General features: G+C 70.6%; 14 protein-coding genes and 1 tRNA gene. 7 read left to right on the top strand and 8 right to left on the bottom strand.

Annotation, left to right across the window (positions count from 1 at the left end; genetic code table 11):
- Complete coding sequence (locus tag ACO2Q0_RS07155; RefSeq protein ID WP_423350811.1) at window positions 1-579, bottom strand: glutathione S-transferase family protein; 579 nt, start codon at window positions 577-579, stop codon at window positions 1-3.
- Between the two features lie 84 nt (window positions 580-663).
- Here ACO2Q0_RS07155 and ACO2Q0_RS07160 point away from each other — a divergent pair, with 84 nt between their 5' ends.
- Complete coding sequence (locus tag ACO2Q0_RS07160) at window positions 664-1,371, top strand: helix-turn-helix transcriptional regulator (RefSeq protein WP_423350812.1); 708 nt, start codon at window positions 664-666, stop codon at window positions 1,369-1,371.
- A 174-nt stretch (window positions 1,372-1,545) separates the two neighbouring features.
- Window positions 1,546-2,022: a hypothetical protein gene (locus tag ACO2Q0_RS07165; protein ID WP_423350813.1), complete on the top strand. Its 477-nt coding sequence runs from the start codon at window positions 1,546-1,548 to the stop codon at window positions 2,020-2,022.
- Here ACO2Q0_RS07165 and lptB read toward each other — a convergent pair.
- The 5 genes from lptB to ACO2Q0_RS07190 form a co-directional block, all read right to left on the bottom strand.
- The gene (gene lptB, locus ACO2Q0_RS07170) at window positions 2,015-2,740 is read right to left on the bottom strand and encodes an LPS export ABC transporter ATP-binding protein (protein ID WP_423351576.1); all 726 of its coding nucleotides are present in this window, start codon (window positions 2,738-2,740) and stop codon (window positions 2,015-2,017) included. The two genes, ACO2Q0_RS07165 and lptB, sit on opposite strands and share 8 nt — an antisense overlap.
- Window positions 2,741-2,772: 32 nt before the next feature.
- Window positions 2,773-3,306 carry an LptA/OstA family protein gene (locus ACO2Q0_RS07175; RefSeq protein WP_423350814.1) on the bottom strand — a complete coding sequence of 178 codons (534 nt, stop codon included), beginning with the start codon at window positions 3,304-3,306 and terminating at the stop codon, window positions 2,773-2,775.
- Window positions 3,307-3,318: 12 nt separating this feature from the next.
- Complete coding sequence (gene lptC / locus ACO2Q0_RS07180) at window positions 3,319-3,948, bottom strand: LPS export ABC transporter periplasmic protein LptC (RefSeq protein WP_423350815.1); 630 nt, start codon at window positions 3,946-3,948, stop codon at window positions 3,319-3,321.
- Between the two features lie 8 nt (window positions 3,949-3,956).
- Window positions 3,957-4,574, bottom strand: a complete 618-nt coding sequence (locus ACO2Q0_RS07185; RefSeq protein ID WP_423350816.1) for a ribonuclease D — start codon at window positions 4,572-4,574, stop codon at window positions 3,957-3,959.
- 50 nt (window positions 4,575-4,624) lie between these two features.
- Window positions 4,625-4,711: transfer RNA gene (locus tag ACO2Q0_RS07190), tRNA-Leu, on the bottom strand.
- A 144-nt stretch (window positions 4,712-4,855) separates the two neighbouring features.
- On the opposite strand from ACO2Q0_RS07190, the gene ACO2Q0_RS07195 reads away from it, so the two are divergent.
- Window positions 4,856-5,497, top strand: a complete 642-nt coding sequence (locus tag ACO2Q0_RS07195; RefSeq protein WP_423350817.1) for a LysE family translocator — start codon at window positions 4,856-4,858, stop codon at window positions 5,495-5,497.
- A gap of 94 nt (window positions 5,498-5,591) precedes the next feature.
- Window positions 5,592-6,569: a complex I NDUFA9 subunit family protein gene (locus ACO2Q0_RS07200; protein ID WP_423350818.1), complete on the top strand. Its 978-nt coding sequence runs from the start codon at window positions 5,592-5,594 to the stop codon at window positions 6,567-6,569.
- A gap of 3 nt (window positions 6,570-6,572) precedes the next feature.
- Here ACO2Q0_RS07200 and ACO2Q0_RS07205 read toward each other — a convergent pair whose 3' ends face one another.
- Window positions 6,573-7,418, bottom strand: a complete 846-nt coding sequence (locus ACO2Q0_RS07205; RefSeq protein ID WP_423350819.1) for an undecaprenyl-diphosphate phosphatase — start codon at window positions 7,416-7,418, stop codon at window positions 6,573-6,575.
- 167 nt (window positions 7,419-7,585) lie between these two features.
- Here ACO2Q0_RS07205 and ACO2Q0_RS07210 point away from each other — a divergent pair, with 167 nt between their 5' ends.
- Complete coding sequence (locus ACO2Q0_RS07210; protein WP_423350820.1) at window positions 7,586-9,022, top strand: NAD(P)-dependent oxidoreductase; 1,437 nt, start codon at window positions 7,586-7,588, stop codon at window positions 9,020-9,022.
- Window positions 9,023-9,027: 5 nt separating this feature from the next.
- Window positions 9,028-13,572 (top strand): glutamate synthase large subunit, encoded by a 4,545-nt coding sequence (gltB, locus tag ACO2Q0_RS07215; protein ID WP_423350821.1) that lies wholly within the window; start codon window positions 9,028-9,030, stop codon window positions 13,570-13,572.
- On the opposite strand, the gene ACO2Q0_RS07220 is transcribed toward gltB, so the two are convergent.
- Window positions 13,569-14,729 (bottom strand): citrate synthase, encoded by a 1,161-nt coding sequence (locus ACO2Q0_RS07220; RefSeq protein WP_423350822.1) that lies wholly within the window; start codon window positions 14,727-14,729, stop codon window positions 13,569-13,571. The two genes, gltB and ACO2Q0_RS07220, sit on opposite strands and share 4 nt — an antisense overlap.
- A gap of 78 nt (window positions 14,730-14,807) precedes the next feature.
- On the opposite strand from ACO2Q0_RS07220, the gene ACO2Q0_RS07225 reads away from it, so the two are divergent.
- A complete protein-coding gene (locus ACO2Q0_RS07225; RefSeq protein WP_423350823.1) occupies window positions 14,808-15,881 on the top strand; it encodes a citrate synthase/methylcitrate synthase in 1,074 nt (357 codons plus the stop codon).
- Window positions 15,882-15,884: the final 3 nt, after the last annotated feature.

Below are 15,884 nucleotides of genomic sequence, written 5' to 3' on the forward strand. Positions count from 1 at the left end.
TCAGGCGGCCGCCGGCGCCTCGATGAGCCAGGGGAAGTTCGGGTAGTAGCGGGCCATCAGCCGGTCGACATAGGCCACCAGGGCGCCGAACGATTCGGCCCGCCGGCGCAGGATCGGCGCGCCCGCGGGCGACATCAGCCGGGCCAGCACCGGGAACGCCGCCGCATCGGCCGCGCAGGGCCGGCGCCCGAACAGGAACGGACTGTCCCCCAGGAGCTCGGCCAGCGCCGCCAGCGAGCGGACCGCCAGCACCAGGGTCTCGCGCTCGACCTCGCCGCTTTCCGCCGCCGGCCGCAGATGGTCCTCCGCCATGCGCTCGATGGTCCAGGCCTGGGCGCGCTCGCGGCCGCCGAGCCCCTCCTCGAAGTCGACGCCGTGCACCTGCTCCAGGAAGGCGCGCACCAGGGCGTCGCCGCCGAGGCGCTGGCCCGCCACCTCCAGCACCGGCGATCCGGCCAGCCCCAGCTCGGCCTTCCGATAGGCCACGCCGGCGATCTGCAGCAGCACCTCCGACTTCATCGCCGGCAGGCTGGTTTCCGGCAGGCCGCCGCCGGGTCCGTATCCATGCAGGGTGATCATCGCGGCCGCTCCGTCTCTCTTGACAGAACGACGCTAGCTCCGCCTTGCTGCCAGCATTCTGTCAGCAGCCTGGCGGGAGGAGCCATGCGCCGCGCAGACCGCCTGTTCCAGATCATCCAGATCCTGCGCCGCAGTCGCCAGCCGGTGACCGCCGACGCCATCGCCGAGGAGCTGGAGACCTCCAAGCGCACCGTCTATCGCGACATCGCCGACCTGGTGGGCCAGCGCGCGCCGATCCGCGGCGAGGCCGGCGTCGGCTACATCCTGGAAGACGGCTTCGACCTGCCGCCGCTGATGCTGACCCCCGACGAGGTCGAGGCCGCCGTCCTGGGCGCCCAGATGGTCGCCGCCCGCGGCGACCCGGCGCTGAAGCGCGCGGCCGAGGACCTGATCGCCAAGATCGCCGCCGTCATCCCCGAACAGCTCCGCCCCCTGGTGCTGGAGCCCGCCACCCGCGCCGCCCCCAGCTGGCACGCCGTGCCCGACAACGTCGACATGGCGCAGGTCCGCCGCTGCATCCGCACGGGGCGCAAGATCACCCTCACCTACCGCGACGAGCAGGAGCGCGAGACCCGCCGCACCGTCTGGCCCTTCGCCATCGGCTACTACGAGACGAGCCGCCTGCTGGTCACCTGGTGCGAGATGCGCCAGGCCCTCCGCAGCTTCCGCACCGACCGCGTCACCGCCGCCGAGTTCTCCGACGACCGCTACCCCGAACGCCCCGCCACCCTCCGCGCCCGCTGGCGCCGCCTGCGCGAGGAGCACTGGAGCAAGATGAGGGAAGCGAGCTGAGGGGCGGAGGTGACGGCGGGAGGTGGCTCGAAAGCGAACCTTGGGCAGGTAGCTTTCGGGCGCTCGCACGAGCTTGGCCTTAGAAGGTCTGCTGCTGGCGCATTGCAGCCCTACGGCGCTCTGCCCATCAGCCGCCCCCTTGTTCCCCCTACGTTCCCACCCCACATCCCCGGCATGGCCAAGCCGCCGAAGCCCTATGTCCCGTTCAGCCTGGCCGTTGCGGACACCATCCTGCTCGGCCTGAGCTGGGGCTGCGGATTGCGGGAGATCTGCCGGGGCGAGGACATGCCGACGCGGCCGACGGTGATGCGGTGGCTGCGCGAGCGGCCGGACTTCGCGCGCGACGTCGCCGCGGCGCGCGCCGAGGGCGGGCTGGCCGGGATCGGCCGCCCCTCGGCCTACCGCGAGGCCCTGATGGCGCGGATCTATCTGCGCCTGTGCGAGGGCGAGCCGTTGCGCGCGATCTGCTGGGACCCGGCCATGCCGGGCCGGAGCACGGTGCATGTCTGGATGAAGCAGCATGCCGAGGCGGCGCGTCTGGTGGCGCTGGGCCGCGAGGTGGGCGACTACGCGGCCGTCGAGCGGCGCTGGCAGGGCCTGCGCGAGTCCGGCCTCTTCGACGAGGGCTGGCCCCGGTTCAGCGTCAGCTGAAGCGGTCGCCCAGGTAGACCCGGCGCACTTCGGGATCGTCGACGATCTCGTCGGGGCTGCCCTCGAACAGCACCTCGCCCGCGTGGATGATCGAGGCGCGGTCGATGATGTCGAGCGTCTCGCGGACGTTGTGGTCGGTGATCAGGATGCCGATGCCACGCTGCTTCAGGTAGCTGATCACCTCGCGGATGTCGGCGATGGCCAGCGGGTCGATGCCGGCGAACGGCTCGTCCAGCAGCATGAACGACGGCTCGGAGGCGAGCGCGCGGGCGATCTCGACCCGGCGGCGTTCGCCGCCCGACAGCGAGACGGCCGGGGCGTTGCGCAGGTGTTCGATGTGCAGCTCTTCCAGCAGCCGGGTGACCGTGGCGCGGGCCTGCTTGGCGTCGCGCTGGCGCAGCTCGACCACCGCCATCACGTTCTCCCAGACGGTCATGCCGCGGAAGATCGAGGTTTCCTGCGGCAGGTAGCCCACGCCCATGCGGGCGCGCTGGTACATCGGCTGGGCGGTGATGTTCTCGCCGTCCAGGTAGATGGCGCCGTAGTCGGCCGGGATCAGGCCGGTGATCATGTAGAAGGTGGTGGTCTTGCCGGCCCCGTTGGGGCCCAGGAGGCCCGCCACCTCGCCGCGGGCCAGCCGCAGCGAGACGCCCTTCACGACCGGGCGGCCGCGGAACGACTTGCCGATGTTGTCGACGACGAGGCCCTCGAGGGGCACCCCGGCGCGCGCGTCGATCCGCTCGGGCTTGGTCACGGGTTGGACTTCTTGCTCGGGTAGAAGACGCCGCGCGGGCGGGCGTTCTGGTTCCGGCCCTTGGCCGCGCCCTCCATCTTGCCCTCGCCGGTGCGGGTGTTGAACACCATGCGCGTGCCGCGCAGCACGTTCTGACCCTGCACCGCCACCACGTCGCCGGTCAGGGTGACGGTCTCGTTCTGGGCGTCGTACACGCCGTTGTCTCCGCGCACCCGCTGCTGGGCCGTCACGTAGTAGACGCCGCCCTCGGCTTCCAGGCGCCGCAGCTCGCCGCAGCTTCCGCCCGCGCCGCCCGGCTTGCCGGCGGTCTTGGCCATGTACATGCGCATGACGTTGGCGCGCAGGCGGGCGTCGCCCTGCAGCGCCTCGGCGTTGCCGCGCCAGACCGAGACGCACTCGCTCTGCTGGACCTCGAGCTCGTCGGCGGTCACGTCGATCGGCCCGTCGGACGAGCGCGACAGCTGGGCGGCGGCGGGGGCCGCCGTCAGGAGCGCCGCGGCGACGGCCAGGATGGGGACGTACGACTTCATGACTGCCAGCTTCTATTCTTTGCCAGGTTCGATGCGCGCACGCACGCCGCCCTTGAAGACCATGCGATCGCCTTTGCCGTAAACGCCATAGGACCTCGCTTCAATCTCTCCTAGGCCGCCGGAGCCCTGAATGGGGCCTGAACCGACCAGTTCGCCGGTCTTGGTGTCGAACAGCGAGGCGGCGGTCTGGAAGGCGTTGCGGGGGTCGGCCATCTGCACCCCGCCCGAGAGCTGCAGCTTGCCGGTGGCCTCGTGGAAGACGCCGTGCGCGCCGTTCAGGCGCAGCTGGTCGGGGCCGCCCTCGTCGAGGATCAGCGCCGGCTTCTCCAGCAGGACGCGCTGGTAGTCCGTGCGGTCGCGGATCGCCGAATCGGCCGTCAGCACGAAGGCGCGGCCCTTGTCGTCGCGGCCGACGAAGCGCGGATTGATCAGGCGGATGGTTTCGTCGCCGCCCGTGGTCTGGCGCGGCTGCGAGCGGAAGGTGGACCAGGCGACGCTGCCGGCCAGGCCTAGGAAGATCAGCACGATCAGCGCCGGCAGCAGGATGCGCAGCAGCCGGATCAGCCGCGAACGCCGGCGCCACCGCTCGAAATCGGCGCGGCGGGCGGGCGGGCCTGCGATCGATGCGTCCGTCGCCGTCATTCCGGCCTCTAGGCGTGAGCGAAGATGTCGACGTCTTCCCAGCCGGCGACGTCGAGCACCGCGCGATGCGGCAGGAATTCGAAGCACGCCTTGGCCAGCGCGTCACGCCCTTCGCGCACCAGCATGGTCTGCAGCCGCTCGCGCAGGGCGTGCAGGTGCAGGACGTCGGAGGCGGCGTAGGCGACCTGCTCGTCGGTGAGCTTGGCTTGGCCCCAGTCCGAGCTCTGCTGGGCCTTGGACATCTCGACGCCGAGCAGCTCGCGGCTGATGTCCTTCAGCCCGTGGCGGTCGGTGTAGGTGCGGGCGATCTTCGAGGCGATCTTGGTGCAGTAGACGGGCTGGGTCACCACGCCCAGGTGCAACCAGAACATGGCGATATCGAAGCGGCCGAAGTGGAAGATCTTCGTCACCGCCGGATCGGTCAGCAGGCGCTTCAGGTTCGGAGCGTCGTAGGTCGACCGGTCCAGCTTCACGAGGTGGGCGTGCCCGTCGCCGGCCGAGAGCTGCACCACGCACAGCGGGTCGCGCCCCAGGCGCAGGCCCATGGTCTCGGAATCGATGGCGACGAACGATGCGCCCGCCAGCGCATCGGCCGGAAGATCCCCTTCGTGAACGTAGGTGGTCACTTCGCCTCAGACTCCGACGCCGTCTTGTCCACCCCCACTATACGAGAGGGTGGTGCCCAGGAAAGGACTCGAACCTTCACGGCCGTTAAGCCACTGGCACCTGAAGCCAGCGCGTCTACCAATTCCGCCACCTGGGCCCCGTCCGTCGGATCGGGAGGCGGCTACATATGGCGCCGGCCGCACCTGGTCAACACGGCGCGGACGTTCGTCGCAGATGATTGGACGATCGCGGTTTTTGGACACAAGGGCCAAGCTTCACAATCCATCTGAACGGAGCCTCTATGTCCGCCGCAGCCAGCCTCTTCGCCATCCTGGGCGCGCTCCTGATCGGAGCGATGAGTCCAGGGCCCAGCTTCGTACTGGTCTCGCGGACGGCGGTGACCCGATCGCGGGCGCATGGCCTTGCCGCCGCCGCCGGGATGGGCCTGGGCGCTGCCATGTTCGCGCTTCTCGCGCTCGCCGGCCTCGTCACCCTGCTGCGCGAGGCGCCGACCCTCCACCTGGCGCTGAAGATCGGCGGCGGGCTCTATCTCATGTACATCGCCTGGCGCATCTGGCGCGGCGCGGCGGAACCGCTGGCGGGCGAGGCGGACGGCCTGCCCGCGGCCGGGGCGCTGCGCCGTTCCTTCTGCCTCGCGTTCATCACCCAGGTCAGCAATCCCAAGGCGGCGGTCGTCTACGGCAGCGTCTTCGCCGCTCTGCTTCCGACGCCGGCGCCCGCCTGGCTCTTGGCGGTCCTGGCGCCGGCCGTCTTCATCCTGGAGACGGGCTGGTACGTCTTGGTGGCGCTCGCCTTCTCCGCGCCCGGCCCGCGGGCCCTCTATGCGGGCTGGAAGGCGTGGATCGACCGGGCGGCGGCCGCCGTCATGGGAGCCCTCGGTCTGCGCCTGGTCTACGAAGCGCTGAGCGCGAAGGCGGTCTGAGGACTCGCGATCGCCCGGGCCGATTGCCGCGCGGGGCCGCATCGTCTAATCCGACGGCTCTCAAGCCTGCACCCTTCAAGACCCGCGGATCCTCATGCAGAACCTCGTCACCGTCTTCGGCGGCTCCGGCTTCGTCGGCAACCAGGCCGTCCGACAGCTCGCCCGGGCCGGCTGGCGCGTGCGGGTGGCCGTGCGCAACCCGAACCTGGGCTACCGCATGCGCCTGCTGGGCGACGTGGGACAGATCGACGTCGTGCAGGCGAACGTCCGCGACGCCGAGTCGGTGCGCAGGGCGCTCGACGGCGCCGCCGCGTCGGTGAACCTGGTGGGCGTTCTCTATGAGACCGGCCGCCAGAAGTTCCAGGCCATCCACGTGGACGCCGCCCGCACGGTGGCGGAAGCGGCGCAGGCCGCCGGCGCCACGCGCATCGTGCAGATGTCGGCCCTGGGCGCCGACGCCGCCGGCCCGTCCGTCTATTCCCGCAGCAAGGCCGAAGGCGAGGCGGCCGTTCGCGCCGTCCGTCCCGACGCCGTGATCCTGCGCCCCTCCATCGTGTTCGGGCAGGACGACAAGTTCTTCAACAAATTCGCCACCATGGCGGGCTTCTCGCCGGTGCTGCCGCTGATCGGCGGCGGCGCGACCCGCTTCCAGCCTGTGTTCGTGGGCGACGTGGGCAAGGCCATCGCGCAGGTCGTCACCGACACCGACGCCGCCGGCCAGACCTATGAGTTGGGCGGCCCCGCCGAGTTCACCTTCCGCGAGCTCATGGAGATGATGCTGGAAGAGACCCAGCAGCGGCGCCTGCTGCTGCCGGTGCCGTTCGGCGCCGCGGGGCTGCTGGGCTCGGTGGGTGATCTGGTCGCCGGCATCGTGCCGCCGCCGGTCACCTCGGACCAGGTGCGCAGCCTGCGGGCGGACAATGTGCCGACCGGCCAGTATCCGGGCCTCGCGGCGCTGGGCATCACGCCCACGACCCTGGAGGCCGTGCTGCCGACCTATCTCTACCGCTACCGCAAGGGCGGCCAGTACGCCGACCAGGAAGCCCGCGCCGTCGCGGGCGGCCGCGCCTAGGACCTAGCTCAGCGCCAGGATCGCCAGGCCCAGGCCGCCGATCGCGATCCGCAGCCAGCCGAACGGCGCGAAGCCCCGGCGGGTGACGACCGCCAGCATCGCCTTGATGACCACCACCGCCACCACGAAGGCGGTGACGAATCCGATGCCGAGCAGCTCGATGCGCCCGGCCGCCGCGAGCTGATCGCGGCTCTCCCAGGCGTCGAGCACGAAGGCGCCCAGCATCGTCGGGATCGCCAGGAAGAAGGTGAACTCGGCCGCCGCGCGCTTCTCGACCCGCATCAGCATGCCGCCGACGATGGTCGAGCCCGAGCGCGAGGTGCCGGGGATCATCGACAGGACCTGGAAGAGGCCGATGGTCAGCGCCGTCTTCAGCGGCAGCCGCATCGGGTCGTCGTGCACCGGCGCCGGGGCCTTGCGGTCGATGAACAGCAGGATCACCCCGCCGATCACCAGCGAGATGCATTGCACCAGCGGGCTGTCGAACAGCACCGCCTTGATGAAGTCGTGCAGCAGCAGGCCGAGGATCACCGAGGGCAGGAAGGCCACGATGATCGTCAGCGCGAAATGCCGGCTTTCAGGCCGGGTCGGCAGGGTGACCACCGCGCCCCAGAGCTTCTGGAAGTAGAGCACCACCACCGCCAGGATGGCCCCGAGCTGGATCATCACCGCGAAGGTGTTCCAGAACGGGTCCGTCAGCCCCATCGCCTCCTTGGCCAGCAGCATCATCCCCGTCGAGGAGACGGGAATGAACTCGGTCAGCCCCTCGATGATCCCGAGAATGACGGCATAGACCCAGTCCGGCACGGCTGCGCTCCAGTTCGCGAGGAAGGCTGAAAGGGGCGGCACTATGGTGAAGAAGAAGTTCATCTCAAAATTGGACTAGTTCAGCCGCGTTCGCTCCGCCGGCCAGCTCTGCCGCGGGTCCCGCCGATTCTGATAGTCCTGTTTTTGGATGATCATCTTTGCGGACGGTCGCGCGGCCTCTAAATGCGCGATTGCGGAGGAGGCGTCCCATGGCCGAGCGCATGCTGAAGTTCACGGTGGTTGAGCGGTCGACGCCCGAGAAGCGTCCGGCCGAGGCGCGCTCGCACGACTTCCACGAGATCTATCGCGACTTCATCGACGCCAAGGCGGCGGAACAGGCTTCGCGTTGCTCGCAGTGCGGCGTGCCGTTCTGCCAGAGCCATTGTCCGCTTCACAACAATATCCCCGACTGGCTGCGGATGACGGCCGAGGGTCGCCTAGAGGAAGCCTACGCCCTGTCGCAGGCGACCAACTCCATGCCCGAGATCTGCGGCCGCATCTGTCCGCAGGACCGCCTGTGCGAGGGCAACTGCGTCATCGAGCAGTCGGGCCACGGCACCGTCACCATCGGCGCCGTCGAGCGCTACCTGACCGACAAGGCCTGGGAAGAAGGCTGGGTCCGTCCGCTCGTGGCCGGCGAGAGCCGCGGCCAGTCCGTGGGCGTGGTCGGCGCGGGGCCGGCCGGCTTGGCCGCCGCAGAGCGCCTGGTCGAGTTGGGCTACAAGGTCACGGTCTACGACCGCCACGATCGCGCGGGCGGCCTGCTGATCTACGGCATCCCGGGGTTCAAGCTGGAGAAGGACGTCGTCGAGCGCCGGACCCGGCGGCTGGCCGATGGCGGCGTGGAATTCCAGCTCGGCTTCGAGGTCGGCCGCGACGCCACCCTGCCCGAGCTGAAGCAGCGGCACGACAGCGTGCTGCTGGCCACCGGCGTCTACGCAGCGCGCGACCTTACCGTCCCGGGCGCAGGCTCGGAGGGCGTCGTTCCGGCGCTTGAGTACCTGATCGCCTCGAACCGCGAACAGCTCGGCGACGGCGCGGTCGAGCCGCGCCTGAGCGCCGCCGGCAAGCACGTCGTGGTGGTCGGCGGCGGCGACACCGCCATGGACTGCGTCCGGACGGCCATCCGCCAGGGCGCCGAAAGCGTCACCTGCCTCTATCGCCGCGACCGCGCGAACATGCCGGGCTCAGTCCGGGAGGTGGCCCATGCTGAAGAGGAAGGCGTCGTCTTCGAATGGCTGGCGGCGCCCAAGGCGATCACCGGCGAGGCGCTGGCCGCCGCCGGCGTGCGCGCCGCGCGCATGCGGCTCGGCCCGCCCGACGCCTCCGGCCGCCAGAGCCCCGAAGAGGTTGACGGCGCCGATTTCGAGCTGAAGGCGGACCTCGTCATCAAGGCCCTCGGCTTCGACCCCGAGGATCTGCCGGCCAACTTCCAGGCGGAGGACCTCGCGGTCACCCGCTGGGGGACGCTGAAGACCGATTTCCGCTCGATGATGACCTCGGTCCCGGGCGTCTTCGCCGCCGGCGACATCGTCCGCGGCGCGAGCCTCGTCGTCTGGGCGATCCGCGACGGCCGCGACGCCGCCGAGGCCATCGATCGCTATCTGACGGCCCACGCCCAAGCCGCCCTGATGGCGGCGGAGTAGAACCCATGACGGACATCCTCGCCCGCTACGAACGCGACCGGGACGCCCTGATCGAGGCGAACGGCGGCTACGACATCACCGCCCAGCACGACGCCTGCGGCGTGGGTCTCGTCTGCGCCATCGACGGCAAGCCGCGCCGCGAGGTGGTGGAGCTCGCCATCCGCGCCCTGAAGGCGGTCTGGCACCGGGGGGCCGTCGACGCCGACGGCAAGACCGGCGACGGCGCGGGCGTGCTGGTCAGCGTCCCGCAGGACTTCTTCGCCGCCCACGTCGAGCGGATCGGCCACCAGGTCCGCCCCGGCCCGATCGCCGTCGGCCAGGTCTTCCTGCCGCGCACCGACCTCGCCTCGCAGGAGGCAGCCCGGACGATCGTGGAGAGCGAGGCCCTGCGCTTCGGCTTCTACATCTATGGCTGGCGCCAGGTGCCGGTGGACACCTCTGTCATCGGCGAGAAGGCCAACGCCACGCGGCCCGAGATCGAGCAGATCATGCTCTCGCCGCCCCCCGGCATGGATGAGGCGGCGCTGGAGCGCGCTCTGTTCCTCTGCCGCAAGCGCATCGAGAAGCGCGTCGCCGCCGCTAACATCCAGCACTTCTACATCTGCTCGCTGTCGGCGCGGTCGCTGATCTACAAGGGCATGTTCCTCGCCGAGCACATCGACGAGTTCTATCCCGACCTGAAGGATCCGCGGTTCATGGCCGCGGTGGCCATCTTCCACCAGCGCTACTCGACCAACACCTTCCCCGAGTGGCGCCTGGCGCAGCCGTTCCGCATGCTCGCCCACAACGGCGAGATCAACACGCTGAAGGGCAACACCAACTGGATGAAGTCGCACGAGATCCGCATGGCGGCCTCGGCGTTCGGCGACTACCAGGACGACATCAAGCCGGTGATCCAGCCGGGCGGCTCCGACTCGGCCGCCCTCGACAACACCTTCGAGGTGCTGGTGCGCGCCGGTCGCGACGCGCCGATGGCCAAGACCCTGCTGATCCCCGAGGCGTGGAACACGCGCTCGGACGCACAGATGAAGGCGAGCCACCGGGCGCTCTACGCCTACTGCAACGCGGTGATGGAGCCGTGGGACGGCCCGGCCGCCATGTGCGCCACGGACGGCCGCTGGGTGGTGGCCGGCAAGGACCGCAACGGCCTGCGCCCGCTCCGTGTGGCGGAGACCAGCGACGGTCTGCTGATCGTGGGTTCGGAAGCCGGCATGTGCCGCGTGGAAGAGGCCCGCATCGTCAAGAAGACCCACATCGAACCCGGCCGCATGCTGGCCGTCGATCTTCTCGAGGGCCGCCTCTACCGCGAAGAGGCGATCATCGATCGCCTCGCGAACCAGCACCCCTACGACCGCTGGCTGGGCAACATGGTCGAGCTCGAGGAGCGTATCGGCCCCGGCCCCGAGCCGCGGCTGTTCCCCCGCGAGGAGCTGGTCCGCCGGCAGGCCGCCGCCGGCCTGACGCTTGAGGACCTGGAGCTGATCCTGGCGCCAATGGTCGAGGAGGCCAAGGAAGCCGTCGGATCCATGGGCGACGACACGCCGCTGGCGGTGCTGTCGGCCGAGTACCGGCCGCTGTCGCACTTCTTCCGCCAGAACTTCAGCCAGGTGACCAATCCGCCGATCGACTCCCTGCGGGAGACGGCGGTGATGAGCCTGAAGACCCGGTTCAAGAACCTGGGCAATGTGCTGGCCGAGGACGAAACCCAGACCGACGTGTTCGTGCTGAACTCGCCGGTGCTGACGACCGGCATGTACGACCGCGTGATCGGCGTGATCGGTGAGAAGAACATCGCCGAGATCGACTGCACCATGCCGATCCCGGTTGCGGAATCGCGGCCGGGCGATGCGCTCCGCGCCAACCTCGACCGCATCCGCGCCGAGGCCGAGGAGGCGGCGCTGCGCGGCTGCTCGACCATCGTGCTGACCGACGCCGCCACCGGCCCGGATCGCGTCGCCCTGCCGATGATCCTGGCGACCGGCGGCGTGCACGCCTGGCTCGTGGCCAAGGGCCTGCGCTCCTACGTGTCGATCATTGTCCGCTCGGCCGAGTGCCTGGACACCCACTACTTCGCCGTCCTGGTCGGCGTCGGCGCGACGGCGGTGAACGCCTACCTGGCCCAGGAAAGCTTCCTGGACCGCCAGGAACGCGGCCTGACGGGCGAGCTGTCGCTGCGCGACCTGTGCCTGAACCACAAGAAGGCCATCGAGGGCGGCCTGCTGAAGATCATCTCTAAGATGGGCATCAGCGTGATCTCGTCCTATCGCGGCGGCTACAATTTCGAGGCCGTGGGCCTGTCGCGCTCGCTGGTGGCCGAGTTCTTCCCCGGCATGCCGTCGCGCATCTCGGGCATCGGCCTGGCCGGCCTCGAGGCCAAGGCGGTCGAGCTGCACCGCCGCGCCTGGAACCCGGCGGCGCTCAGCCTGCCGGTCGGCGGCTTCTACAAGGCCCGCCGGGCCGGCGAGGCGCACGCCTTCGAGGCGCGCTCGATCCATGTGCTGCAGAGCGCCTGCGACCGCGGCGACTACCAGCTCTTCAAGCGCTACTCCGAGGCCCTGCGCAGCCAGCCGCAGATCCAGCTTCGCGACCTGCTGGAGTGGCGTTCGGACGTGAAGCCCGTGGCCATCGACGAGGTCGAGAGCGTCAACGAGATCCGCAAGCGGTTCGTCACGCCGGGCATGAGCCTGGGCGCGCTGAGCCCCGAGGCCCACGGCGTGCTCAACATCGCCATGAACCGGATCGGCGCGAAGTCGGTGTCGGGCGAGGGCGGCGAGGACCGCGCGCGCTACAAGCCGCTGCCGAACGGCGACAACCCCAACTCGGCGGTGAAGCAGATCGCCTCGGGCCGCTTCGGCGTCACGGCCGAGTACCTGAACCAGTGCCGTGAGATCGAGATCAAGGTCAGCCAGGGCGCCAAGCCCGGCGAGGGCGGCCAGCTGCCCGGCTTCAAGGTCACCGAGCTGATCGCCAAGCTGCGCCACGCCACGCCCGGCGTGATGCTGATCAGCCCGCCGCCGCACCACGACATCTATTCGATCGAGGACCTGGCCCAGCTCATCTACGACCTGAAGCAGATCAACCCCGACGCCAAGGTGACCGTGAAGCTGGTCGCCATGACCGGCATCGGGGCGATCGCGGCAGGCGTCGCCAAGGCCAAGGCCGACATCATCCTGATCTCGGGCAACGTCGGCGGCACGGGCGCCTCGCCTCAGACCTCGATCAAGTACGCCGGGGCCCCGTTCGAGATGGGCCTGTCCGAGGCCCACCAGGTGCTGACGCTGAACAACCTGCGCCACTTCGTGCGGCTGCGGGCCGACGGCGGCATCCGCACCGGCCGGGACGTGGTGATCGCCGCCATGCTGGGCGCCGAGGAGTTCGGCATCGGCACCGCCAGCCTCATCGCCATGGGCTGCATCATGGTGCGCCAGTGCCATTCGAACACCTGCCCGGTCGGCGTGTGCACCCAGGACGAGGCGCTCCGCGCCAAGTTCACCGGCACGCCGGAGAAGGTGATCAACCTCTTCACGTTCATCGCCGAAGAGGTCCGCGAGATCCTGGGCCAGCTGGGCGCCCGCAGCCTGCAGGACATCGTCGGCCGCACCGACCTGCTGATGCAGGTCTCGCGCGGCGGCGAGCACCTGGACGACCTCGACCTGAACCCGCTGCTGGTGAAGGCCGACCCGGGCCTGAACAAGCCCTACTGCACCATGACCGGCCGCAACGAGGTGCCCGACACGCTGGACGCCCAGATCGTCCGCGACGCCGCGCCCCTGCTCGAGCGCGGCGAGAAGATGCAGCTCACCTATACGGTGGCGAACACGGCGCGCGCGATCGGCACGCGGACCTCGTCGCACATCGTGCGCAAGTTCGGCATGGACGGCCTGGCGCCCGGACACCTGACCGTGCAGCTGAAGGGTTCGGCCGGCCAGAGCCTCGGCGCCTTCGCCGCCCAGGGGTTGCGGCTGGAGGTCACCGGCGAGGCCAACGACTACGTCGGCAAGGGCCTGTCGGGCGCCACCATCGTCGTGCGGCCCTCGCCGCACATCGAAGGCCGGGCGCGCGAGAACGCGATCATCGGCAACACCGTGCTGTACGGCGCCACCTCCGGCCGGCTGTTCGCGGCGGGCCTTGCCGGCGAGCGCTTCGGGGTCCGGAACTCGGGCGCCACCGCCGTCGTCGAGGGCTGCGGCGCCAACGGGCTCGAGTACATGACCGGCGGCCTGGCGGTGATCCTCGGCAAGGTGGGCTTCAACTTCGCGGCCGGCATGACCGGCGGCATGGCCTTCGTCTACGACGAGGACGGCGAGTTCCAGATGTCGCTGAACGCCGACAGCGTGATCACCCTTCGGCCCAGCGCGCCCCACTGGATCGGCGTGCTGAAGGACCTCGTCGAGGAACACGCCCGCGAAACCGGCTCGGTGCTGGCGCAGGACATCCTGCGCAACTGGGACGTGGCGCTCGGCAAGTTCTGGCAGGTCGTGCCCAAGGAGATGGTCGGCCGCCACGAGCAGGCGCTGGAGGCCGAAGAGGCCGTCCACCACCGCGCCTAGGCGAACTCCGGCTCCGGCCCCACGTAGCGCGCGCGGGGCCGGATCAGGGCGTCCGACTGTCCCTGCTCGATCGCGTGCGCGATCCAGCCGGCGCAGCGCGCGACGCTGAACAGCGCGAACGGCGCGTCCTCGGGCAGCCTCAGGGCCTCGCAGGCGGCGATAAGCGCGAAGTCGATGTTGGCCGCCAGGCCCGCGATGTCCATCACCGCCCGCTGCAGGTCGGCCAAAGGCCGTGGCGCCGCGAACCGGTCCAGCAGCGCGGCCGCGCGGGGATCCCCATCGGGATAGAGCGGGTGGCCGAAGCCCGGCAGGGCGCGGTCGTCCTGCAGTCGGCGGCGGATCGCCTCGGCCGGCCCGGCCTGGGCCGCTTCGGCGGCGAAGGTCCGCACGGCCGCCGTCGCGCCGCCATGCCTGGGTCCGGACAGCGTCGCGAGACCTGCGAGCGCGCAGGCCGAGAGCGAGGCGCCCGTCGACGCCGCCACGCGCGCCGCGAAGGCCGAGGCGTTCAGTTCATGGTCCGCCACCAGCACCAGCACGCGGCGGATGACGTCGGCCCCGGCGCCGCCGGGCGCCTGGCCCCAGGCCAGCGCGAGGCGGTTGTGGATCGCGCCCGCGCCGACGTCGCCGGCGACCGCGTCGGCCAGGACGTCCAGCAGGGTCGCCGCCTCCACCGCCAGCGCCAGGGGGGCGCGCCCCCGGGCCGGCGGGTCGACGGCCGCACGAGCCGCCAGCGCGGCATAGGCCCTTGTCCGCATCTCCGCGCCGTGCGGCGGCTGCGGGCGTTCGGTCCGCTTGAGCGCCGCGCCGTGACCGCCGCGCAGCAGCCGCGCGACCGACTCCAGCGTCTCGGTCTCGGCCAGACGGATGGCGTCACGCCCGCGGTAGAACAGTCGCCCGCCGGCAACAGTCGTGATCTCTGAGGCCAGCACCGGCTCGCCCCAGTGGATCGCCCCCGCCGCCACGTCGGACAGTCGGCGGCTGCGGGTCTTGCGCTCGGCCAGCGCGGCGATGTCGGCGGCGCGATAGAGGCTGCGGCGGGGGTCCTTCGGGTCGGGACGCACCTGCACGCGCCCGCGGCTCACATAGGCGTACAGCGTCTGCGGCCGGACCCCCAACCGGGCCTGAGCATCTTCAGCGGCGATCCAGTCACGGTTCATATATTGATTACATTGATCAAGATTGACCCCAGCAGGTTGAGCGCAAATGTGAGTGTCCGCAAGAGCTAGGAGACAGCCATGTCGGACGGACTTGAAGGCGTCGTCGCCGCCCACACCGTGCTTTCGGAAGTCGACGGCCAGGCCGGCCGGCTGATCATCCGGGGCCATTCGCTGGACGAGCTCGCCGGCCGCACCACCTTTGAAGACCTCGTCGGTTTGCTGTTCGAGGGCTTCTATCCCGACCTCCCGGCCGACATTCGCCGCGCTTTGGGCCGCGCCCGGGTCGAGGTGTTCGGCGAGGTGGCGGCGCTCGACACCGGCCTGCTGGACCGGACGCCCGTCGAAGCCGTTCGGGCGCTGATGGCGCGCCTGTCCGACGGCGACGACGCGGCCACCGCCTTTCGCCTGCTGGCGGCGCCGGCCGTCTTCACCGCCGCCGTGGTTCGGGCTGACGCCGGCGAGGCCCCCGTCGCCCCCGATCCGGCGCTGGGCCACGCCGCCGACACCCTGCGAATGCTCCGGGGAGCGGCGGCGACCGAGGCCGAGGCGGACGCGCTGGACACCTACCTGGTCACGGTCAGCGACCACGGCCTCAACGCCTCGACCTTCGCCGCGCGCGTGATCGCCTCGACCCGCGCCGGCCTCACCTCGGCGGCGCTCGGCGGGATCAGCGCCCTCAAGGGCCCCCTGCACGGCGGCGCGCCCGGCCCGGTGATCGAGATGCTGGACGAGATCGGAGAGCCTGCGAACGCTCGGGCCTGGATCGAGGCGGCGCTGGCTCGCGGCGACCGGCTGATGGGCTTCGGCCACCGGATCTATCGCGTGCGCGACCCTCGCGCCGATGCGCTCAAGCAGGCCGTGCGCTGGCTGGACGCCCGCCAGGGCCGCATCGAGTTCGCCGAGGCGGTCGAGGCCGCGGCGCTGGCGATCCTGCGCGAGCGCAAGCCCGACCGGGCGCTCGAGACGAACGTCGAGTTCTACACGGCGCTGCTGCTGGAGGCCCTCCAGTTCCCGCCCAGCGCCTTCACCTGCGTCTTCGCCATGGGCCGCGTCGCCGGCTGGCTGGCCCATGCCCGTGAACAGGTCGCGGGCGGCCGGCTGATCCGGCCGCAGTCGGTGTATGTGGGCCCTGCGCCCAGGAAGGCGGCCTGAAAC

It is taken from the genome of Phenylobacterium sp. VNQ135 (assembly GCF_049445735.1).
In the GTDB taxonomy this organism is placed as follows: Bacteria; Pseudomonadota; Alphaproteobacteria; order Caulobacterales; family Caulobacteraceae; genus Phenylobacterium.